General features: G+C 58.9%; 22 protein-coding genes, 1 tRNA gene and 1 riboswitch. Of the genes, 14 read left to right on the top strand and 9 right to left on the bottom strand.

Features of this window, described 5'->3' with window-relative positions; all coding sequences use genetic code 11:
* Positions 1 to 21 precede the first annotated feature (21 nt).
* From J3351_RS05015 to J3351_RS05005, 3 genes are read left to right on the top strand one after another with little or no spacing between them, the layout of a single operon-like run.
* Entirely contained in the window at positions 22 to 276 is a 255-nt protein-coding gene (locus tag J3351_RS05015) for a type II toxin-antitoxin system HicA family toxin (protein WP_097770846.1), read from the top strand.
* Entirely contained in the window at positions 273 to 611 is a 339-nt protein-coding gene (locus J3351_RS05010) for a type II toxin-antitoxin system HicB family antitoxin (protein ID WP_207697233.1), read from the top strand. The genes J3351_RS05015 and J3351_RS05010 overlap by 4 nt, the downstream gene beginning before the upstream one ends.
* A gap of 28 nt (positions 612 to 639) precedes the next feature.
* Positions 640 to 1,860, top strand: a complete 1,221-nt coding sequence (locus tag J3351_RS05005; protein WP_207697232.1) for a M20 family metallopeptidase — start codon at positions 640 to 642, stop codon at positions 1,858 to 1,860.
* 122 nt (positions 1,861 to 1,982) lie between these two features.
* On the opposite strand, the gene J3351_RS05000 is transcribed toward J3351_RS05005, so the two are convergent.
* From J3351_RS05000 to J3351_RS04985, 4 genes are all read right to left on the bottom strand, one after another.
* Positions 1,983 to 2,510: a QueT transporter family protein gene (locus J3351_RS05000; RefSeq protein WP_207697231.1), complete on the bottom strand. Its 528-nt coding sequence runs from the start codon at positions 2,508 to 2,510 to the stop codon at positions 1,983 to 1,985.
* A 7-nt stretch (positions 2,511 to 2,517) separates the two neighbouring features.
* Positions 2,518 to 2,618, bottom strand: a riboswitch (PreQ1-III riboswitch).
* 114 nt (positions 2,619 to 2,732) lie between these two features.
* A complete protein-coding gene (locus J3351_RS04995) occupies positions 2,733 to 3,620 on the bottom strand; it encodes a DegV family protein (protein ID WP_097772649.1) in 888 nt (295 codons plus the stop codon).
* On the bottom strand, positions 3,611 to 4,117 hold the full coding sequence (locus J3351_RS04990) for a tRNA (cytidine(34)-2'-O)-methyltransferase (RefSeq protein WP_035394116.1): 507 nt from the start codon (positions 4,115 to 4,117) through the stop codon (positions 3,611 to 3,613). The genes J3351_RS04995 and J3351_RS04990 overlap by 10 nt, the downstream gene beginning before the upstream one ends.
* A gap of 10 nt (positions 4,118 to 4,127) precedes the next feature.
* Positions 4,128 to 4,964 (bottom strand): bifunctional hydroxymethylpyrimidine kinase/phosphomethylpyrimidine kinase, encoded by an 837-nt coding sequence (locus J3351_RS04985; protein ID WP_227611539.1) that lies wholly within the window; start codon positions 4,962 to 4,964, stop codon positions 4,128 to 4,130.
* 165 nt (positions 4,965 to 5,129) lie between these two features.
* Between J3351_RS04985 and J3351_RS04980 the strand changes: the two genes are divergently transcribed.
* On the top strand, positions 5,130 to 5,342 hold the full coding sequence (locus tag J3351_RS04980; RefSeq protein ID WP_207697230.1) for a hypothetical protein: 213 nt from the start codon (positions 5,130 to 5,132) through the stop codon (positions 5,340 to 5,342).
* Between the two features lie 49 nt (positions 5,343 to 5,391).
* On the opposite strand, the gene J3351_RS04975 is transcribed toward J3351_RS04980, so the two are convergent.
* From J3351_RS04975 to mtaB, 3 genes are all read right to left on the bottom strand, one after another.
* Positions 5,392 to 5,868 carry a pilin gene (locus J3351_RS04975; RefSeq protein ID WP_117505748.1) on the bottom strand — a complete coding sequence of 159 codons (477 nt, stop codon included), beginning with the start codon at positions 5,866 to 5,868 and terminating at the stop codon, positions 5,392 to 5,394.
* Between the two features lie 266 nt (positions 5,869 to 6,134).
* On the bottom strand, positions 6,135 to 7,688 hold the full coding sequence (locus J3351_RS04970; protein ID WP_207697229.1) for a 4Fe-4S dicluster domain-containing protein: 1,554 nt from the start codon (positions 7,686 to 7,688) through the stop codon (positions 6,135 to 6,137).
* A gap of 229 nt (positions 7,689 to 7,917) precedes the next feature.
* Positions 7,918 to 9,213: a tRNA (N(6)-L-threonylcarbamoyladenosine(37)-C(2))-methylthiotransferase MtaB gene (gene mtaB / locus J3351_RS04965; RefSeq protein WP_207697228.1), complete on the bottom strand. Its 1,296-nt coding sequence runs from the start codon at positions 9,211 to 9,213 to the stop codon at positions 7,918 to 7,920.
* 280 nt (positions 9,214 to 9,493) lie between these two features.
* On the opposite strand from mtaB, the gene J3351_RS04960 reads away from it, so the two are divergent.
* The 9 genes from J3351_RS04960 (at position 9,494) to J3351_RS04920 (ending at position 17,320) form a co-directional block, all read left to right on the top strand.
* The gene (locus tag J3351_RS04960) at positions 9,494 to 10,732 is read left to right on the top strand and encodes a D-alanyl-D-alanine carboxypeptidase family protein (RefSeq protein WP_207697227.1); all 1,239 of its coding nucleotides are present in this window, start codon (positions 9,494 to 9,496) and stop codon (positions 10,730 to 10,732) included.
* Between the two features lie 220 nt (positions 10,733 to 10,952).
* Positions 10,953 to 12,284: a glucose-6-phosphate isomerase gene (locus tag J3351_RS04955; protein WP_154276542.1), complete on the top strand. Its 1,332-nt coding sequence runs from the start codon at positions 10,953 to 10,955 to the stop codon at positions 12,282 to 12,284.
* A gap of 59 nt (positions 12,285 to 12,343) precedes the next feature.
* Positions 12,344 to 12,748 (top strand): hypothetical protein, encoded by a 405-nt coding sequence (locus J3351_RS04950; protein WP_035394124.1) that lies wholly within the window; start codon positions 12,344 to 12,346, stop codon positions 12,746 to 12,748.
* Positions 12,749 to 12,882: 134 nt separating this feature from the next.
* The gene (locus J3351_RS04945; RefSeq protein ID WP_097770854.1) at positions 12,883 to 13,383 is read left to right on the top strand and encodes a DUF177 domain-containing protein; all 501 of its coding nucleotides are present in this window, start codon (positions 12,883 to 12,885) and stop codon (positions 13,381 to 13,383) included.
* A gap of 26 nt (positions 13,384 to 13,409) precedes the next feature.
* Positions 13,410 to 13,589 (top strand): 50S ribosomal protein L32, encoded by a 180-nt coding sequence (gene rpmF, locus J3351_RS04940; RefSeq protein ID WP_005920250.1) that lies wholly within the window; start codon positions 13,410 to 13,412, stop codon positions 13,587 to 13,589.
* A gap of 91 nt (positions 13,590 to 13,680) precedes the next feature.
* A complete protein-coding gene (locus tag J3351_RS04935) occupies positions 13,681 to 15,012 on the top strand; it encodes a DUF512 domain-containing protein (protein WP_097772645.1) in 1,332 nt (443 codons plus the stop codon).
* 18 nt (positions 15,013 to 15,030) lie between these two features.
* Complete coding sequence (der, locus tag J3351_RS04930; protein ID WP_117476275.1) at positions 15,031 to 16,374, top strand: ribosome biogenesis GTPase Der; 1,344 nt, start codon at positions 15,031 to 15,033, stop codon at positions 16,372 to 16,374.
* Between the two features lie 18 nt (positions 16,375 to 16,392).
* Positions 16,393 to 17,052 (top strand): glycerol-3-phosphate 1-O-acyltransferase PlsY, encoded by a 660-nt coding sequence (plsY, locus tag J3351_RS04925; RefSeq protein WP_097772644.1) that lies wholly within the window; start codon positions 16,393 to 16,395, stop codon positions 17,050 to 17,052.
* A gap of 192 nt (positions 17,053 to 17,244) precedes the next feature.
* Positions 17,245 to 17,320, top strand: a tRNA-Ala gene (locus tag J3351_RS04920).
* A gap of 160 nt (positions 17,321 to 17,480) precedes the next feature.
* On the opposite strand, the gene J3351_RS04915 is transcribed toward J3351_RS04920, so the two are convergent.
* Together J3351_RS04915 and J3351_RS04910 are read right to left on the bottom strand one after the other, a co-directional pair.
* Positions 17,481 to 18,578, bottom strand: coding sequence for a phosphotransferase enzyme family protein (locus J3351_RS04915; RefSeq protein ID WP_156066014.1), 1,098 nt, complete (start codon positions 18,576 to 18,578; stop codon positions 17,481 to 17,483).
* Between the two features lie 17 nt (positions 18,579 to 18,595).
* Positions 18,596 to 19,462 (bottom strand): AraC family transcriptional regulator, encoded by an 867-nt coding sequence (locus tag J3351_RS04910; protein ID WP_097770858.1) that lies wholly within the window; start codon positions 19,460 to 19,462, stop codon positions 18,596 to 18,598.
* A 182-nt stretch (positions 19,463 to 19,644) separates the two neighbouring features.
* On the opposite strand from J3351_RS04910, the gene J3351_RS04905 reads away from it, so the two are divergent.
* Positions 19,645 to 19,848: a hypothetical protein gene (locus J3351_RS04905; RefSeq protein ID WP_207697226.1), complete on the top strand. Its 204-nt coding sequence runs from the start codon at positions 19,645 to 19,647 to the stop codon at positions 19,846 to 19,848.
* Positions 19,849 to 19,857: the final 9 nt, after the last annotated feature.

The raw sequence follows: 19,857 nt of genomic DNA, 5'->3' as shown, positions 1-19,857 counted from the left end.
TACTGGAAGTAGGATGAGGATATGGGGCAGAAAGAAAAGCTGATCGAGCGGCTGAAAGCCAAGCCAAAGACTTTTACCTTTGATGATGCCGAAAGCCTGCTGCGATATTTTGGGTATGAGCGCTCCAACAAGGGCCGTACCAGCGGTTCCCGCATTGTGTTCGTATCGGAACAGTATCCACCGATCTTGATGCATAAACCCCATCCCCGAAAAGAACTGCTGGAATATCAGGTCAAGCAATTGATTCAAATTCTGGAACAGGAGGGACTTCTGTGAATAACACGATGGAGTACAAGGGCTATGTTGGCAGTGTGGAGTTCTCGGAGGAAGATGGCCTGTTTTATGGCAAGGTCATGGGAATCCGGGCGCTGATCTCTTACGAGGGCAGCACCGCTACAGAGCTGGTAAATGATTTCCACGGTGCAGTGGATGATTATCTGGCATTGTGCGAGGAAAACCACACCGAACCGGAACGTGCCTATAAGGGGAGCTTCAATGTCCGCATTTCCCCGGAATTGCACAAGCAGGCGGTCATTTTTGCAATGGCCCACAATATGAGTCTGAACAGTCTGGTGGAAAATTCCATTGAACAGGCTGTCCATGCAGGCTGAAAATCAAACAGAACGGGAGCTGACTGAAATGTTGACTGCAAAAGAACTGCTGGGCCGTGCCCAGGCGCTGGAACCCCAGCTGGTGGAGTGGCGGCGCACCCTGCACCGTCACCCGGAGGTGGGCTTTGATCTGACCCAGACCAAGGCACTGGTGAAAAAGGCCCTGACCGAGATGGGCTACGAGCCCAAGGATTGCGGCAAGGCCGGTGTCATTGCGCTGGCAGGCGGCAAAAAGCCCGGCAAGACCATCCTGCTGCGGGGCGATATGGATGCCCTGCCCATTCAGGAGGAATCCGGCGTGGATTACGCTTCCGAGGTGCCGGGCAAGATGCACGGCTGCGGCCACGATATGCACACGGCAATGATGCTGGGTGCTGCCCAGCTGCTCAAGGAGCACGAGGATGAGATCGAGGGCACCGTCAAGCTGGAGTTCCAGCCCGCCGAGGAGATCTTCCAGGGCTCGCCCGATATGATCGCCAACGGCCTGCTGGAAAACCCCAGGGTGGATGCGGCAGTCATGTTCCATGTGCTGGGCGGAATGCCCATCCCCGCCGGTGTGGTGCTGGTGCCTGCCTGCGGCGGCATCACCATGGCAAGCTGTGAGCAGTATCACATCATCGTCCGCGGCAAGGGCGGCCACGGCTCCATGCCGGAAAAGTGCATCGACCCCATCACGGCGGCGGCGCACATCCACATTGCCCTGCAGGAGATCAACAGCCGGGAGCTGGATGCCCACAGCTTTGGCGTGTTCACCACCGGCCGCTTCCAGGCAGGCGCGGCCTCCAATGTCATCCCGGACAGCGCGGAGATGTGGGGCACCATCCGCACCACCGACCCCGAGGGCGCAGTGACGAAGCTGCTGCACAAGCGGATGACCGAGATCGTGCAGGGGGTGGCCACGGCCTACCGCTGCACCGCCGAGATCACCTTCAGTGATTACTGCCCCTGCATGGTGGTGGACAAGGAGCTTGCCGGCAACGCCCTGACCTATATGGGTGAGCTGCTGGGCAAGGGTGCAATGGATATGACCCCGATGACCGGCGGCAAGCCCGGCGGCGGCAGCGAGGATTTCGCGTTCGTCAGCCATGAGGTGCCCACCGTGAGCATGTTCCTGACGGCGGGCAACGCCAACGAGGGCTACACCTACGGCCAGCATCACCCCAAGGTGAAGTTTGATGACAGCGTCCTCTTTGAGGGCAGCGCGGCCTATGCCTATATGGCCCTGCGCTGGCTGCAGGAGCACAAGTGATCGGATAAAAACAAAGACCTCCTCTGGAAAACGGCCAGAGGAGGTCTTTCTATATTTTGGGCAAAAAGGCCGAGCAACGGAAAAGCCTTTGCCTTATGAATCTGTCTTGTCTGCCTGCTCGATCAGGCTTCCAGGAACACTTTGCGCAGGGAGGTGTTTGTCTCCACGATCTTCACCAGCAGCACGCCCAGCACGGTGCAGCTGATGAGTTCACCGATACCGACGGAGATGCCGTTGGTGATGCAGGCCAGCCACAGCGGAGCGGAGGAAGAGGGATCGGGGAACATGACGGCGATCTCAATGCCGATGATGACAGCGTTGAAGATCACAGGCGGCAGGGAAGGCACGATGGCCAGACCCTTGAAGCGGACGTTCCGCAGTTTGTAAGTCACAACACAGGCCAGCAGGGTGGCCAGGGTGCCAAAGATAACATCCACGATGGTGGAGCCCAGCAGGTTTGCCAGGAAGCAGCCCAGCACCACGCCCACGATGTACTCGGCACCGAACACGGGCAGCAGGCAGAGGGCCTCGGCAACACGCACCTGCACCGCACCGTAGGAGAACGGCTGCAGCGCCATGCAGAGCACCACATAGAGAGCTGCGACCACAGCGCAGCGGGCCAGTTTGCGGACAGTGAAATTCTGATTCATAACAATACTCCGGCGGATGAATTTTGACCGCACAGGGACCGCCAGCCCTATGGGTTTGGCCCGGCACGGTTCGAGACACGCCGGGGAGCCTAAAATCCTAAGTTGCTCTTTCAGGTTGCCGCGCAAAAGCACAGCAAAAGGGAGTATAGCATAAATTGCCGCAAAATGCAACGGCCTGCAAACAAAAAAGAACTGCCGCAGCGGGCAGTTCTCAGAAAAAACTCAGCGTGCGTGGCCAACATAGACCAAGGCAATGGTATCGGGGCCGGTGTTGGCGGAAACAACGCCGCCCAGCGGGAAGGTGATGAGCGGGTCTTTGCCGAACGCCTTGCGGCAGGCTTTGATCAGATCATCCTTCTGGGGGATGTTGGTGTGGCCGATCATATAATCAAAGTCCTCCACACCCTCGCTGCGCTTTTTGGCCAGCTCCACCATGGCGGGCACGACCTTGTCATCGCCGCGCACCTTGGCCTCCACTTTGGTCTTTCCGTCGATCAGGGTGATGATGGGGCGGATGCCCATCAGCTCGCCCATGACGGCGGCGGCGGCAGAGATGCGGCCGCTTTTCTTCATCTGCTTCAGGCTGTAAGGTCCGAGAACGATCTCCATCTTGTCCATCTGGGTCTCGAACTCCTGAATGACGTGGCTGATCTCCGCACCATTCTGCAGCTTGCGCGCCATCTCACAGACATACCAGCCAAAGGGCATGGAGTAGGTGTGCGGGTCCAGCAGGTGGATCCGCAGGTGGTGCTCCGGGCGCTCCTCCCGCAGCATCCCCTGGGCCATCACGGCGTTGTTGTAGGTGGAGGAGCCGCTGCGGTTGATGGGCACATGGATCACATCGGTGTAGCCCTCGTCCACATACTGGCAGTACTTTTCGCAGAACTGGATAGGGGTGATGGCAGCCGTGGAGGGAATGCCCTTGGCGGCGCGCATCTTTTCGTAGAACTCCTCATTGGTGCAGCTCTCACGCTCGATATAGTCTACATCATCCAGCAGGATGTGAAAGCTCATAATATCAATGCCGTACTTCTCGGCCAGCTCCTGCGGGATATCGCAGGAGGAATCGGTCAGGATCGCGATCTTGCTCATAATGTCCCTCATTTCCATTCGTATTCTCGCAGGCGGCCATGGTCCAGCAGCTCCGGGAAATCCCACTGGCGCAGGACCTCATACACACCCACAGCCACGCTGTTGGAAAGGTTCAGGCTGCGGCAGGTATCCCGCATGGGCATCCGGATGCAGTGCTCCTGATTGGCCGCCAGCAATGCCTCAGGCAGGCCGGCATCCTCCCGCCCGAACACAAGGTAGGCCCCGTCCGGGTACTGGATGTCGGTGTAGCGCTGGGGCGCTTTGGTGGTAAAGTAGTAGAACGGGCCTTTGTTCCGGGCAAAGAAATCCTCCAGCCCATCATAGTAATTGATGTCGAGGTAGTGCCAGTAGTCCAGCCCGGCATGCTTGAGCTTTTTGTCATCGATGGCAAAGCCCATGGGCCCCACCAGATGCAGGCGGCAGGCCGTGCAGGCACAGGTGCGGGCCACGTTGCCGGTGTTCTGGGGGATACGCGGCTCTACCAGAACGATGTTCAGGGTCGGTTTTTCGCTCATGGCGGCCTCCTCAGTCATTCCAGCTCACCGGGCAGAGCCGGGGCAGCAGGGGCTCGAACCAGACACCGTACCGGGTATCCTGATCGGCGGGGGTCTGCTGAATGGCCAGCGAGACGAACTCGGCGGCGTTGTCGGCAGCGGCGCTCAGGGCGTTGCCCTGGATCAGCGAGCCAATGAGCACGGCACCGTACAGATCGCCCGTGCCCGGGAAGCTGCGGCTGATGTGCAGTTTTTTGATGACGAAGCGCTCGCGGCCGGAGCCTGCGCAGCCGATGTACTTGCCCAGTGCGAGGCCGGTGACCACTGCGCTGGGGGCCAGCGTCAGCAGCTCGTCGGCCAGCGCCTGAGCGGAAGCGTCATCGAACGCGTCGGTCTGGGGCTCCCGCTCCAGCAGCAGGGCGGCCTCGGTGGCGTTGGGCAGGATCAGGTCTGCCCGGCGGCAGAGCCCGCGCATCCGGTCGATGAGAGCCGGGGTCACTGTGGAGTAGGCCTTGCCGTTGTCCCCCATCACAGGGTCCACCACCTTGCGGGCAGCAGGCCAGAGATCGAACGCCTTTTCGGCCAGCGCCACCTGCTCCTCGCCGCCTAAGTAGCCGGTGTAGATACAGTCAAACTCCACACCCAGCTCCCGGTAGTGCTTCAGAGCGGCCAGCCCGTAGGCGGCACCGTCCAGCCGTGCCGGTGTGCCCAGACCGCCCGTGTGGGTGGAGAGCACCACAGTGGGCAGGGCCACAGGCTGGCAGCCCATAACGGACAGCACCGGCAGGATGACCGCCAGGCTGCACCGGCCCATGCCGGAGAGGTCGTGAATGCAGAGAATTTTTTTCGGTTCAGTCGGTTTCAACAAAAAGGATCCTCCTTTGCGCCATCCACGGGCCGCACAGGGCCCAGTTTCTCAGCGTATGATACAGTATACCACATTTTGCGGGACAAAAAAAGCGCATACCGGATTCTTTACAGGAAATACTAGCCACAGCGGCAAAAAATCACACAGTGGAAAGGAGAGAGCCACATGAAAAACACAAATCGTCAGCCTTCCTCCGGCAGTGTTCTGCTGGGCATGGCGGCAGGCGCGGCCCTGGGGGCCGTGGGCACCATGGCAATGGCACAGAACCAGCGGCAGGTCAAGCGCACCGCACGCAAACTGGCCAAGGGCGCGGAACGCGCCATAAGCCAGCTGGACACCATGGTCACGGATCTCGTGGAGCGCAGGATGGATCTGTGAGGAAAAACAAAAAGGCAGGGCCCGCGGGCTCTGCCTTTTTGTTTGCCATTTACTTCTGGTTCCAGATACACATCCGGGCACTGGTGTTGATCTCGCCCAGGACCTGCAGGTCCATCTGAATGTTGCAGGTCACAAGGACGGATTTGTTTACATCGCTGCCGGTGAGCACCGAGGCGGGCAGGTTCTTGATGGTGAGCACCGCCGTGGCCTTGTTGAAATCACCGGTCAGGGTGCCGTCGTAGGTCACATCGCCGATGGTCAGGCCGGACAGATAGCCGGTGACACCCAGCTTGGATACCTGCATGACCGGCAGGGTCAGGGTGTAAGTGCCGTTGGCCTGCCGGGTGAGGGTGGCGGTGCGGTTGGAATCGATGCCGCTGTTGGCCATGGATTCCTTATCGGAGCGTTCCTTCCAGAATTTCACACCGACATTCTGGCTGCTGGCGGCACCGGCACTGACGGCCAGCACCAACAGCAGCACCAGCGAGATCAGCGCTGCGCCGGAGCGTTTGAATGTATTTTTCATAAAGATCAACCTTTCCTGGCCGCGCGTGTGCGGCCTGCTCTGGTGTCCTGTTGGGGCAGAACACAGGGTTTGTCAACGCTAAAATATCACGCCAGCGATAATATGTCAATCTGCTTCGTGAGCTTTTCACAAAAAAGTTTCACTTATGAAATTAAAACTAGAAAAAATATCCGCTCCCCTGTGCGGGAAGCGGATATTGTAAAACCTCTCAGGCGCTTTGCACCAGATCCCGTAATAGGGGAGGCAAGCCGCAGGTGACGGAGAGATTACAGCTCAAAATTGGGGTCGTCCTTCAGAACGTGGATCTCGCTCATATAGGGGCTCTGCTCAGGGTCAGTGAAGGGAGCTTCCTTCATATACTTGTTCAGCTGGATGGCGGTGCGTGCGGGGTCGGCAATGGTGCCTGCGCCGCCGATGCAGCCGCCGGGGCAGCCCATGCCCTCCAGCAGGTAGCCGTTGTACTTGCCGGCCTTGGCCAGCATCAGCAGCTTCTTGCACTCGGCCAGACCCTGTGCAGAGGCGATCTTCACCTCCATGTCGGGATGCCATTCCTTGATCTTGTTGGCAACGGCATTGGCAACGCCGCCGGACTGTGCAAAGCCGCGGCCTGCAGCAGAGGCGGAGCAGAGTGCTGCCTCGTTCTCATCCACTTCCAGCAGATCGATGTCCAGATCCTTGCCCTCGATGATACCGGCCAGCTCCTCAAAGGTCAGCACAAAGTCCACGTCAGAGCGGACGGTGCGGCGGGAAGCTTCCAGCTTCTTGGCGGCGCAGGGGCCGATGAAGCACATGCGGGCGGTGGGGTCTTTCTGCTTCATCATGCGGGCGGTGAACACCATGGGGGTCATGGTCATGGAGATGTTCTTGGCCAGAGCGGGGAAGGCGGTCTTTGCCATCATGCTCCATGCCGGGCAGCAGGAGGTGGCCATGAAGTCCAGCTTCCCGGGAACTTCCTCCAGGAAGTCGTGGGCCTCGTCCACGGTGCACAGGTCAGCACCGATGGCGACCTCCACGACATCGTAGAAGCCGATGGCCTTCAGGGCAGCCTTCAGCTTGCCGGTGGAAGCCAGAGAGGGGAACTGGTTGATAAAGGCGGGAGCGACCAGTGCATAGATGCGGTCGCCGCGGTTGAAGCCCTGGATCAGCTGATAAATCTGGCCCTTGTCGGCAATAGCACCGAAGGGGCAGTTCACCAGACACTGACCGCAGGATACGCACTTGCTGTAATCGATCTCGGCACGGCCCAGCTCGTCAGAGTGGATAGCACCCATGCCGCAGGCAGCGGCGCAGGGACGCTCGGTCTTGACGATGGCGTTGTAGGGGCAGACAGTGGCACAGCGGCCGCACTTGATGCACTTTTCCTGATCGATGGTGGAACGGCCGCTCTCCCAGGTGATGGCCTTCTTGGGGCAGACTTCCATACAAGGGTGGGCCAGACAGCCCTGGCACAGGTCAGAGACCTTGACCAGCTTCTCGGGGCAGCGGTTGCAGGCGAACTTGATCACATTCACCAGCGGGGGATCATAGTACTTATCGGCAATGGAAGCATCCTCCAGGCCGGAGACAACACTGTTGTGCTCATCCATGCGGCGGGTGGGCAGGCCCATGGCCAGACGGACACGCTCCTCGACGATGGCGCGCTCCAGGAAGATGTCCTTGCGCAGCTTGCCTTCCTCACCGGGGATGATGGTGTAGGGGATCTTGCGCATCAGGTGGTTGGCCTGCTCGCCCTTGACGTTGGCGTAAGCCATGCGGGCAACCTCGGTAAACACCTGACGGCGGATCTGAATGACGGTGGTATTGATTCCTCTAAAACTCATTCCAATCTCTCCTTGTTCAGAAACAGAAAACATCCCGTCCCACACTGGACTGCGGCAGGCGGAATTTGCTTTGCTCCGGGCCGGCTGGTACCGCACCACTGCAACCGGCGCTCCGACCCAGATATCCAGTTTTATTTTAACATAAACGGGCCTGCGTGAAAAGAGAAAACTTCAAATATGTTAAAGAATTAGCAAATAGTACAGGACGCACAAGATTTAACGAAGTTTTTTAGCAGAGTGCTGCACGGACGCGCTCGCCATCGTACTCGCCCAGCCTGACGTGAACGATCTCGCCGCTCTTGTGGCCGGGGGCAGAGACCACCACCGGGATGTACAGCCGGGTGTAGCCTGTGAACAGCGTCTCGGAGAGGGGCGTTTCCAGCAGGACCTCGTCCTCGGTGCCGACATGAGCGGCCAGTACCTCCCGGCGGATCTCCTCGGCCAGTGCGTTCATCTCGCGGCTGCGGGCCTGCTTCTCCCGCTCGTGCACCTGCGCCGGAAAATCATAAGCGGGTGTGCCGCTGCGGCGGGAGTAGGGGAACACATGGACTTTCAGGAAGCCAATCTTCTTGAGGAAGGCACAGCTTTCCTCAAAGTCGGCCTGGGTCTCACCGGGGAAGCCGCAGATGCAGTCGGTGGTAAAGCTGACAGGGCGCTCCCCATAGGCGGCGCGGATCTGGTCCACCACCTGGGCGTACTGCTCCGCGGTGTAGACCCGGCGCATCCGGCGCAGGGTGGAGGTGCAGCCGCTCTGCAGGCTGAGGTGGAACTGGGGACAGAGCTTTTTTACCGCTGCCAGCCGGGTGATGAACTCCGGGGTCAGCATGTCGGGGTCCAGGCTGCCCAGACGGATCCGCTCGATGCCCTCCACCTGAGCGCATTTTTCCACCAGCTCCACCAGATTGGTCCCGGTGTCCAGACCGTAGCTGGGCAGGGAAATGGCGCTGAGCACGACCTCGCGGTAGCCGGAGGCGGCCAGCTGGCGCAGCTCCTTCAGGATGCTGTCCTCGGCGCGGCTGCGCACCGGGCCGCGGGCGCGGGGGATGACGCAGTAGGCACACTGGCGGTTGCAGCCGTCCTCCACCTTGATAAACGCACGGGTGTGGGTCTCGAACCGCTCCACGGGCAGCTCCTCAAACAGCTCGCCCCGCTGGTGGGGTGTAACGGCAACGATGCGCTCGTGGCCGTCCAGCAGCTTGAGCACATTGTCCAGGATGGCCTTGCGGTCTCCGTTGCCGCAGACGAGGTCGGCCTCCATGAACTGGGCAGCTTCCTCGGGGAAAGCCTGAGGATAGCAGCCGGTGAGCACGGTCACGGCACCGGGATTTTCGCGCTTGGCGCGGCGCAGCCACTTGCGGCTCTTCTGGTCGCCGAAGTTGGTCACGGTGCAGCTGTTCACCACAAAAACATCCGCTTCTTCGCCCTCCGGCACGATGGTGAAGCCAGCGCCCCGGAACATCTGCTCCAGCGCGCCGGTCTCGTTCAGGTTGACCTTGCAGCCAAGGGTATAAAAACAAACTCGCATGAGAGATCCTTTCAAAGTTGCTCACCCTCTCAGTCTCGCTATCGCTCGCCAGCTCCCCCAAAGGGGGAGCCAATGGCTATCCCAGATTTAGCGGCATCTGTCCTCTGTGATGCGTTGCCTCTCCCTTTCGGGAGAGGTGGCATTGTGCAGCAATGACGGAGAGGGTAAATTTTTATAAACTATCTAATTATAGCAGATTTTCATCCCGTAGAAAAGGGCATTGACCCCTCTTTTTTTGCATAGAATGCAACCAGAGACTTTACGCGGGGAGGTACGAGGAATGGAACGGAGAAATTTGGCCCTGCTCTGCGCGGGGGTGCTCTGCTTCTGGCTGTTTGCGCTGGCTGTGGGTACGGCACAGGGGGCCGGGCTGCGGGTGGCCATTGGGGAAACGGGACCGGCAGTGCAGGCGGATGCCCCGGTGGTGCTGGCGGCGGCTCCGGCCAACAGCGGGCTGCAGCTGGAATGCCGGGCGGCAATCCTCATGGAGCCGGAAACGGGCCGGGTGCTCTACGAGAAAGCACCGGATGAGCGGATGCCCATTGCTTCCATCACCAAGCTGATGACCCTGCTGCTGACCTTTGAGGCTATCCGCGGTGGAAAACTGACCCTCGATACCCCCGTGCCGGTGAGCGAACACGCCTACCACATGGGCGGCAGTCAGATCTGGCTGGAGCCCGGAGAGCAGTTCACGCTGGACGAGATGCTGCGGGCCATCTGCGTTTCCTCGGCCAACGATGCCGCTGTGGCGGTGGCCGAGCTGGTGGGCGGCAGCGAGCCGGTGTTCGTGGAACAGATGAACGCCCGGGCGGCGGAGCTGGGGATGACCAACACCACCTTCCGGAACGCCTGTGGGCTGGACACCGAGGGCCATCTCTCCACGGCGCGGGATGTTGCCGTTCTGAGCCGGTACCTTCTCAATACCTGCCCGGAGCTGCTGCACTATACCGGCATCTGGACGGACAGCCTGCGGAACGGCCAGACCCAGCTGGTGAACACCAACAAGCTCCTGCGCCGGTACAGCGGCATCACCGGGCTCAAGACCGGCACCACCAGCGGGGCGGGGGTCTGCATCAGCGCCAGCGCCACCCGGGACGGCCTGACCCTGATCGCCGTGGTGCTGGGGTCACCCTCCAGCGCTGACCGGTTCCACTCCGCCACCACCCTGCTGGACTACGGTTTTGCCAACTATGCCGCCGCCCCGCTGCCCACCCTGCCGGAGCGCCCGCTGGCGTTGGCCGTAAAGGGCAGCGCCGAGGACAGCGTGCCGCTGGATTACGCCGCCCTGCCCGAGACGATCCTGATAGAGAAGGGAACGGCCTCTGCCCTGCGGGCTGAGCTGACCCTGCCCGAGGCGCTGGAAGCCCCCATAGAAAAGGGGCGGACGGTGGGAAAGGTGAGCATTTTTCAGGATGATACCTTATTGAATGAATACGAAGTAAAAGCGGCCGCGGATGCCCCGCTGCTGACCTTTGGCGGCGCGCTGGAGCTGCTGTGGCAGTGCCTGCTGGGAGCATAGCGGGCAAAAGAAACACATCACCGAATAAAAGCGGTTAGCAGAAACAAAGCGGCGTTGGCGGGCCTGAACAAAAGATGTCAGGACAGCCAAAAGAACACTATTAAAATTGTATGAAATCCGGGGATTTTGGCCTTGACTTTGCACGATTGGAACGGTACACTTATACTAACAAAACCCTCAGGGAGCACGTCCCGTAAAAACGTTTGGAGGTTCTGATAGAATGAGCGTCGTTCTGAATACAAAGCACCTCTCCAGTTTTATCAACGAAGAGGAATATAAGGCCATTTATCCTCAGGTGGAAGCGGCTCACAACCAGCTGGAAGCCAAGAATGGCCCCGGCAATGATTTCCTGGGCTGGATGTACCTGCCCCGCGATTACGACAAGGAAGAGTTTGCCCGCATCAAGGAAGCTGCCAAGAAGATCCGTGAGGACTCCGAGGTGCTGGTGGTTGCCGGCATCGGCGGCAGCTATCTGGGTGCCCGCGCTGTGATCGAGGCCGTCAAGGGCCTGTACCACAACGAGCTGGAGGATGGCCCCAAGATCTACTTCTGCGGCAACAGCATCAGCCCCAGCTATCTGAATGATATCATTGCTCTGTGCAAGGGCAAGAAGTTCTCCATCAATGTCATCTCCAAGTCCGGTACCACCACCGAGACCAGCCTGGCGTTCCGCGTTCTGCGCAAGCTGCTGGAGGATGAGATGGGTGTTGAGGAAGCCAACAAGCGCATCTATGCCACCACTGACCGTGCCAAGGGCACCCTGAAGCAGCTGGCTGACGCGCAGGGCTGGCCTACCTTCGTGGTTCCTGACGATGTGGGCGGCCGCTACTCCGTTCTCTCCGCTGTGGGCCTGCTGCCCATCGCTGCCGCCGGGATCAGCATCGACGAGCTGATGAAGGGCGCAGCCGATGCCATGGAGCGCTTCTCCGTGCTGAGCCCGGACAACGATGCTTACAAGTATGCCGCCATCCGCAACATCCTGTACCGCAAGGGCAAGGCTGTTGAGATCCTGGAGTGCTACGAGCCCAACTTCACCCTGATGAACGAGTGGTATAAGCAGCTGTTCGGCGAGAGCGAGGGCAAGGACAACAAGGGCCTGTTCCCCGCAAGCTGCATCTTCTCCACCGACCTGCACTCCATGGGTCAGTTCATCCAGGAAGGCTCCCGCATCATGTTCGAGACCATCGTGGATGTCAAAAAGCCTGCGCAGGATCTGTTCATCGAAGAGCTGAAAGGCAACTTCGACGGCCTGAACTTCCTGGCGGACCAGAATATGAGCGTGGTCAACCGCAAGGCCATGGAGGGCACCATCCTTGCCCACACCGACGGCGGCGTGCCTGAGGTACTGATCGAGGTGGACGACCTGACTGCTTATAATGTGGGCTACCTCATCTACTTCTTCTGGCGTGCCTGTGCATGCAGCGGCTACCTGCTGAGCGTGAACCCCTTCAACCAGCCGGGTGTCGAGAGCTACAAGAAGAACATGTTCGCTCTGCTGGGCAAGCCGGGTTACGAGAACCTGACCGCCGAGCTGGAAGCAAAGTTGAAGTAAGCAGGAAACAAAAAATGATCTCCCGCCGCAAGGCGTGGAAAATACAGGAGGACAGAACTATGATTAAACTGATTGTTGGTACCAAGGGCTCCGGCAAGACCAAGGCAATGATCGACCAGATCAATGACGCGGTCAAGACCTCCAAGGGCAACGTCGTCGTCGTGGAAAAAGGCATGAAGCTGACTTACGACATTGCCCCCGCTGCACGTCTGATCGATCTGGATGAGTATAAGATCGCCGGCGGCGAGATGCTGTACGGCTTTGTTGCCGGCCTGATGGCAAGCAACTACGATATCACCGACCTGTACATCGACGGCATCCTGAAGGTGCTGGATCACGATATCAACCGTCTGGGCGCTGTGCTGGACGAGATGGCCGCCATTGCAGGCGATTCCGTCAAGGTCACTGTTACTGTCAGTGCTGACGAGGCTGCTCTGCCCCACGACGTGAAAAAGTACCTGTAATTTTCTGAACTGAGCGCATTCCAACGGGCAGGAAACCGGAAAATCAAAATTTTTTCGGTTTTCTGCCTGTTTTGGTGTTGACAAAGGTTGGCTTTGGCGCTATACTAACAAAGCAGCCTTTTATGAGGTGTACTATGCAATTTGACCTGAGAAAGTTTATCGCAACCGGCACACAGCCTTACCATGCAGAGTTTCCCTGTGATTTGTCTGCACGGGACTTTGCCGGTGCAAGGATCGAACAGCCTGTGACCGCCAGCTTTACCGCTGAGCCGGACGGCGACGAGGTCCGGATGACACTGCGGGCAAAAGCATTGGTGCACGGAGAGTGCGCCCGCTGTCTGGACCCGGTTGAGCGGGAAGAGACAGTTGAAGCGGAGTGGACAGCAAAGGAGCGGGATCTGGATGACCCGGATTTCGAGCTTCCGCTGGACGAAAAAGGACATCTGGATGTGGATGAATGGCTTGCCCAGGAGTTTATGTTCCAGATCCCCACGGTGTTGCTTTGCAGCGCCGACTGCCCGGGGTTATGCCCCCGGTGCGGCAAGAAGAGGGCAGATTGTACCTGCCCGCCGGAGGAAGACAAAGCCGCTCCTGTTGACGCAAGGCTCGCGATCCTCAAATCACTGCTGAACTGAGAAACCCATCAAGGAGGTGCAAAAATATGGCAGTACCTAAGAGACATCTTTCCAAGGCCCGCCGCGACAAGCGTCGCAGCAATGTTTGGAAGCTGGAGGCCCCCGCACTGGTCAAGTGCAGCAACTGCGGCTCTCTGAAGCTCCCCCACCAGGCATGTGGCAACTGCGGTTACTACAAGGGCGAGGAAGTCATCAAGAAGGCCTAATTTGCGCAAAATTGGTGGCACATTGGTGTTATGTTGAGAAGGGGATGGCGCAATGCCTTCCCCTTCTTTCTTTGTCTGGAGGTGAAATGCAATGGCGATCAAGATCGACCGCATCGATGCGGGCAGTGAAGCCGAGGCGCTGGGCCTGCAGCCCGGCGATGAGCTGCTGAGCGTGGATGAAAATGAGCTGAACGATACGCTGGACTATGATTTTTATACCGACAGCAGCAGCTTTCACCTGAAGGCAAAGGTTGCCGACGGCATCCGGGAGTGGGATGTCCGGCGCGCGGAGCGCGGCCCCTTTGGCTGCGATTTCTCCACCTATCTGGGCGACCAGAAGCATTCCTGCTCCAACCACTGCATGTTCTGCTTCATCGACCAGCTGCCCCCCGGTATGCGCGAGAGCCTGTATTTCAAGGATGATGACGAGCGGCTGAGCTTTCTGTTCGGCAACTACATCACCATGACCAATATGCAGGATCACGAGATCGACCGCATCATCAAGATGCACATCTCGCCCATCAACATTTCGGTGCACACCACCAACCCCCAGCTCCGTGTCCGGATGCTGGCCAACAAGCGGGGCGGCGAGGTGCTCAAGTACCTGCCCCGTCTGGTGGAGGGCGGCATCGCCGTCAACTGTCAGCTGGTGCTCTGCCGGGGCATCAACGATGGTGAAGAGCTTCGCCGCACCCTGGGCGACCTGCTGGAACTGACCCCCATGGTGCAGAGCATTGCCGCTGTGCCCTGCGGTGTGACGGATTACCGCCAGAATCTGTTCAAGCAGACCCCCTATGATGCCGAGACCAGCGCCGCTGTCATCGACATTATGGAGGAGTTTGGCGATGAGTGCAAGCGCCGCCACGGCAAGCGCATCATCTACCCCAGCGATGAGTGGTATCTCAAGGCGGGGCGGCCCATCCCCCCGGCGGAGTTCTATGAGGACTTTGACCAGCTGGAAAACGGCGTGGGCATGATGCGCCTGTTCGAGGATGAATTCCGGGCAGAGCTGGACAGGCCCCACCGCATCTACGGCACCAAGCAGATCGATGTGGTCACCGGCACCATGGCAGGCCCCCTTATCACTGAGCTGATGGACGAGCTCCACCGCCAGTACCCCATGATCGGTGTAAAAGTTCACGTTGTCAAGAATAATTTCTTTGGCGGCAACGTGGGCGTGGCGGGGCTTGTCACCGCCACCGATATCATTGCCCAGTGTGAGGGAAAGCTGGAAAGCGGCACCCTGGGCATCCCCGCTGTCATGCTGCGGGAAGAAAAAGATACGTTCCTCGATGATATGACCATTGCCCAGCTGGGCGAACGGCTGGGGGTCAAGGTCGAGGTGCTGCCGGTGGGCGGCGGCGATGAGGCAAAAGCCCTGCTCCGCACCGGCCTGCATATTTCGAGAAGAAGAAGAGCATAACGAAAGGAGGAACCCCCTATGAGCAAACCCATCGTAGCAGTGGTCGGCCGCCCCAATGTGGGCAAGTCCACCCTGTTCAATAAGCTCTGCGGCCAGCGTCTGGCCATCGTGGAGGATACCCCGGGCATCACCCGCGACCGCATTTTTGCAAACTGCGAGTGGAGCGGCCACGAGTTCATGCTGGTGGACACCGGCGGCATCGAGCCCAAGGCGACCGAGGGTATTCTGGCCCACATGCGTGAGCAGGCAGAGATCGCCATTGACACCGCTGACTGCATCATCATGGTGGTGGATGTTCGCGACGGCCTGACCGCCGCCGACGAGGAAGTGGCCCACATGCTGCGCCGCAGCCACAAGCCCATCATCCTGGCTGTCAACAAGTGCGATAAGACCGGCGAGGCCCCCATGGAGCTATACGAGTTCTATAACCTGGGCTTTGACGAGGTGATGCCCATCTCGTCCGTGCACGGTCACGGCACCGGCGACCTGCTGGACGCTGTCTGCGCCCACCTCGATTTCAGCGAGACCGTGGTGGAGGAGGACCGCATCCCCGTTGCCATCATCGGCCGCCCCAATGTGGGCAAATCCAGCCTGACCAACCGCATTCTGGGCGAGAACCGGATGATCGTTGCCAACGAGGCTGGTACCACCCGTGATGCCATTGACACCCCCGTGGACAACGCCTACGGCAAGTTCATCTTTACCGATACCGCCGGTCTGCGCAAGCGCAGCAACATTTCTGACGGCCTTGAACGCTATATGGTCGTGCGCGCACTGGCCGCTGTGGAACGCAGCCGCGTGGCCCTGATCCTGGTGGATGCCACCGTCGGCTTCACCGAGCAGGACAGCAAGGTGGCCGGTTATGCCCACGAGCAGGGCAAGGCCTGCATCATCGTTGTCAACAAGTGGGATGCTGTGGAGGGCAAGGAGACCAACACCATGGAGCATCAGCGCCGGGATTACGCCGATTGCTTCAGCTTCATGGGATATGCGCCCATCATCTTTATTTCGGCCCAGACCGGCTATAATGTGAACAAGCTGATGCAGCTGATCCGTGACGTGGATGCCCAGAACGGTGCCCGCGTGCCCACCGGTGTCCTGAATGAGATGCTGGCCCGCGCTACCGCCCGGATGCAGCCGCCCAGTGACAAGGGCCGCCGCCTGAAGATCTTCTACCTGACCCAGGCTTCCACCCGTCCCCCGACGTTCGTGGCCTTCGTCAACTCCAAACAGCTGTTCCATTTCAGCTATCAGCGGTATCTGATCAACCAGATCCGGGAGAACTTTGGTCTGGAACACACGCCCATCCGCCTGGTGATCCGTGAGCGCGGCACCGGCAGTGTCGGCGCAAAAGATGTGTAACAGGGGAGGCGGCTGTTGATGATGACCTTCTTCATCGTTCTGGCTGCCGCTGCGCAGGCTTACCTGCTGGGCAGCGTGGACACCGGCATCCTGGTCAGCAAGTACCTGTACCACGATGATGTCCGCAATCACGGCAGCGGTGCGGCCGGTATGACCAACATGCTGCGCACCTTTGGCAAAAAGGCAGCGGCGCTCACCGCCGCAGGCGACGTGCTGAAAGGCGTTGCAGCTGTCTGCATCGGCCGCTGGCTCTTCGGGTTCCTGCCCGCAGATGCCGCCGTTTCGCCCTATCTGGGCGTGTATCTGACCGCCATTCTGGCCGTGGTGGGCCACACCAAGCCCATCTATTTCGGCTTCAAGGGCGGCAAGGGCGTGCTGGTGGCGGGAGGGGCCATCCTGGCGATCCAGCCCATCCTCCTGCCGGTGCTGACCGTCGTTTTTCTGCTCTGCCTTGTTCCCACCGGCATGGTGTCGCTGGGCAGCATTGCAATGGCGGCATCCTATCCGGTGCTGACCCTCATCTACGGCCTGCTCAAGGGCTTCGCCGCTGACGACCTCATCGTCTGCGTGGTGGGAGCTGCCATCATGGGCGGCATGGTCATCTGGATGCACCGGGCCAATATCCAGCGCATCCGTGAGGGCAAAGAGTACCGCTTTGGTTCCAAGCACAAGCAGTAACCGGAACAAAAATAACAGCGCATCCTTCGGGCAGAGCCTGCCTGCGGGATGCGCTGTTTTGCGTGGAGGGGGCTGTGCCCGGTCGATGTGCCTGCACGGTCCAGTTTACTGAAAAAACTTTGCAAAAAAGGTTGACAAAGGGCGGTGCAGCTGGTATAATAACACACGTCGCAGGACACAAACTGAATATGTGGGGGATTAGCTCAGCTGGGAGAGCGCTTGCATGGCATGCAAGAGGTCAGCGGTTCGATCCCGCTATTCTCCACCAAAAAAGCACTGTACTTCGTAGGAAGTATGGTGCTTTTCTTTTTCTCAGCCGCAAAAAATGGGGGCTGCACTGCCTTGTCTGCATCGTTTTCAGATGTTTTGCAGGCGGTTCAGTGCAGCCCCCGAGTCATTGGTGCTTCGGCAGGTCAGAGGATGCCGGTTCAGCTGACGATTTCCAGCATCTGATCGAACACCTCTTCCATCTGGCGCACCAGTGTGAACTGGGTGCGGGCGCGGTCAAGGTTGTGGTCGGGGCGGGCGGTGTGGAAATAGTGATCGCCCTCCAGATAGTCGGTCAGAAAGCGGATGCCGCACTCCAGCGTCATCAGCTTGGCACCCCAGGCAAGGCTCTTTTTCTCCGCAGGGCTCATGGAAGCCCCGGCGGTGGAGAGATACCCCTTGGCGAACACCTCGTACAGGTGCAGGTCAAAGTGGACCTTGCTCTGGTCGGGCTCGTCCTCGGCGCAGTCGTTGGCACCGGTGCGGATGGAGTCGCCGAAATCGTAGGCCGACAGGCCCGGCATCACAGTGTCAAGGTCAATGACACAGATGCCTTTTCCGGTGGCAGCATCGATCAGGACGTTGTTGATCTTGGTGTCGTTGTGGGTAACACGCAGCGGGATCTCACCAGCCGCCAGCAGATCCAGCAGGACATGGCAATCTTTTTCCCGCGCGTGGATGAAGGCGACCTCCGGTGCAATGTCCTTGGCCCGGCCCAGCGCATCGGCGGCAAGGGCTTTTTCAAAGTTTGCATAGCGGTTGGGCGTGTCGTGGAAGCGTGCAATGGTTTCGTGGAGGGTGGAGGCCGGATAATCTGCCAGCTGGTTCTGGAATTTGCCCAGGGTCTCGGCAACGGTGCGGAAGTCGGCCTCGCTGCCCACCTGCTGCAGGCAGATGGTGTCCTCTACAAAGTCGTAGGCACGCCACGCGCCGCCCTCGGCATCCAGATGGCAGGTCGCACCGGACAGGGTGGGGATCACGTTCAGGGTCTCCCGTGCCGGGTCGCCGCCTGCGGCAAGGATCTTCTCCCGCAGATGCCGGGTCACGCCGCAGATATTCTCCATCAGGCCAACCGGGTCGGTAAAGGTGTCGGTGTTGATGCGCTGCAGGATAAAGCGCTTGGAGTGATCCGCCCGCCAGACCACGAAGGTATCGTTGATGTGGCCTTCGCCGTAGTGACGGGCATCGTAGACCACCGGCCCGCCAAAATCAAAGGCATTTGCGGCGGCGCGGAGAATGGATTCGGTAACAGGTTTCATTTTGGGTTCCTCATTTCTTATCCTTCATGCCGTTTGGCAGGTGCAGGGCGTTGTCCCTGCCGCACCTGACGGCGGTATTCGTTGGGGGTCAGGCCTTCCGCCTTGCGGAAGCACTGCGAAAAGTAGCTGGGGGAGGAAAATCCCATCAGCTCGCTGATCTGCGCCAGACTGTAGCCGGTGTTGCCCAGCATATATTTGCTCTCCTCAATGCGGCGGCGGTTCAGGTAGGTGATGGGAGAAATGCCGTACGCCTTCTGGAAGGTGTGGGCCAGATAATACTTGTTGATGTGGGCGACCTCAGCAAGGGTATCAAGGGAGATGTCCTCCCGGTAGTTGTTGTCCAGATACCGCTTGATCTCCACGCATTCCCGGTTGTCAGAGCGGGGGGATTCCTCCACCTGCAAAGAGAGGGTGGTGCACCGCACCAGCCAGATGAGCAGGACTTCCAGCAGGTCCTGGCAGACGGTCTCGCAGCCGTCCAGGCTACGGTCTGCCTCAGCCAGCAGCATGTGCAGCAGCGTTACCATCCGCTCCCGGTTCTCCCGGCAGTTGAAGATGGCGTAGGTGGAATCGGCTTTGCCGAACAGGATCTCGATGCCCGAAACACCCAGCACGATGTATTCCAGAGGCGAGGCATTCAGGCTCAGTTCGGTATGCTCCACCTGCGGGTTGACGATGACCATATCGTCCGGTTTGACCGGGAACAGCTGCCCGCTGAGCAGAAACTGCCCCTCGCCGCTGAGGCAGTAGAACAGCTCCGTGCAGGAATGGGTGTGGACCGTGCTGTTCCAGTCGCCGCCAAATCTGCTCTTGCTGATGTACAGCAGCCGGAAGGATTCCCGTGGAGCGGGAGCGTGGCGGATATCAAAGCGCTCGGTACTCATAAAAGGCTCCTTTTGAAGCAGGCACAAAAAATATAAAAATAAAAGCAAGATACTAAAAATAAAATGCGAAAAACGCCGCACTGCTTCGTGCATTTTTTCCCATTATAGGGGCAAATAAGAAAAAAAGCAAGTCCTGTTTTTAGGTATGGTAAATATTTTCCTCTGCACAGAAAGACGGAAATGTGTCAAATTGGTTACAAGCAGGGAAAATGTACCAAAACAATGCTGCAAAATTTAGTGCTTTTGCTGAAGAAAATGATAAAAGAACAATATTTCTAAAAAATGAAACAACAAAGACCTTGTTGAAAACTGTAAAAACCTCTATATTGGGATCAGAAAAAAACACAGCCCCGCGGGCAAAACCTGTTTGCTCCGGCTGTGCATGAATGGAACTT

Source organism: Faecalibacterium sp. Marseille-Q0746 (assembly GCF_017377595.1).
Classification (GTDB): Bacteria; Bacillota; Clostridia; order Oscillospirales; family Ruminococcaceae; genus Faecalibacterium; species Faecalibacterium duncaniae.
The sequence above is the reverse complement of the archived record's forward strand: the minus strand, read 5'-3'. Positions and strand labels throughout refer to the sequence as shown.

Bases quoted from the DNA above. Each gene is read 5' to 3' on its own strand.
- J3351_RS05015 (WP_097770846.1), top strand. From the start codon at position 22: ATGGGGCAGAAAGAAAAGCTGATCGAGCGGCTGAAAGCCAAGCCAAAG.
- J3351_RS05005 (WP_207697232.1), top strand. From the start codon at position 640: ATGTTGACTGCAAAAGAACTGCTGGGCCGTGCCCAGGCGCTGGAACCC.
- J3351_RS05000 (WP_207697231.1), bottom strand. From the start codon at position 2,510: ATGAATCAGAATTTCACTGTCCGCAAACTGGCCCGCTGCGCTGTGGTC.
- J3351_RS04995 (WP_097772649.1), bottom strand. From the start codon at position 3,620: ATGGAAATGAGGGACATTATGAGCAAGATCGCGATCCTGACCGATTCC.
- J3351_RS04990 (WP_035394116.1), bottom strand. From the start codon at position 4,117: ATGAGCGAAAAACCGACCCTGAACATCGTTCTGGTAGAGCCGCGTATC.
- J3351_RS04980 (WP_207697230.1), top strand. From the start codon at position 5,130: ATGAAAAACACAAATCGTCAGCCTTCCTCCGGCAGTGTTCTGCTGGGC.
- J3351_RS04975 (WP_117505748.1), bottom strand. From the start codon at position 5,868: ATGAAAAATACATTCAAACGCTCCGGCGCAGCGCTGATCTCGCTGGTG.
- J3351_RS04970 (WP_207697229.1), bottom strand. From the start codon at position 7,688: ATGAGTTTTAGAGGAATCAATACCACCGTCATTCAGATCCGCCGTCAG.
- mtaB (WP_207697228.1), bottom strand. From the start codon at position 9,213: ATGCGAGTTTGTTTTTATACCCTTGGCTGCAAGGTCAACCTGAACGAG.
- J3351_RS04960 (WP_207697227.1), top strand. From the start codon at position 9,494: ATGGAACGGAGAAATTTGGCCCTGCTCTGCGCGGGGGTGCTCTGCTTC.
- J3351_RS04955 (WP_154276542.1), top strand. From the start codon at position 10,953: ATGAGCGTCGTTCTGAATACAAAGCACCTCTCCAGTTTTATCAACGAA.
- J3351_RS04950 (WP_035394124.1), top strand. From the start codon at position 12,344: ATGATTAAACTGATTGTTGGTACCAAGGGCTCCGGCAAGACCAAGGCA.
- J3351_RS04945 (WP_097770854.1), top strand. From the start codon at position 12,883: ATGCAATTTGACCTGAGAAAGTTTATCGCAACCGGCACACAGCCTTAC.
- rpmF (WP_005920250.1), top strand. From the start codon at position 13,410: ATGGCAGTACCTAAGAGACATCTTTCCAAGGCCCGCCGCGACAAGCGT.
- J3351_RS04935 (WP_097772645.1), top strand. From the start codon at position 13,681: ATGGCGATCAAGATCGACCGCATCGATGCGGGCAGTGAAGCCGAGGCG.
- der (WP_117476275.1), top strand. From the start codon at position 15,031: ATGAGCAAACCCATCGTAGCAGTGGTCGGCCGCCCCAATGTGGGCAAG.
- plsY (WP_097772644.1), top strand. From the start codon at position 16,393: ATGATGACCTTCTTCATCGTTCTGGCTGCCGCTGCGCAGGCTTACCTG.
- J3351_RS04915 (WP_156066014.1), bottom strand. From the start codon at position 18,578: ATGAAACCTGTTACCGAATCCATTCTCCGCGCCGCCGCAAATGCCTTT.
- J3351_RS04910 (WP_097770858.1), bottom strand. From the start codon at position 19,462: ATGAGTACCGAGCGCTTTGATATCCGCCACGCTCCCGCTCCACGGGAA.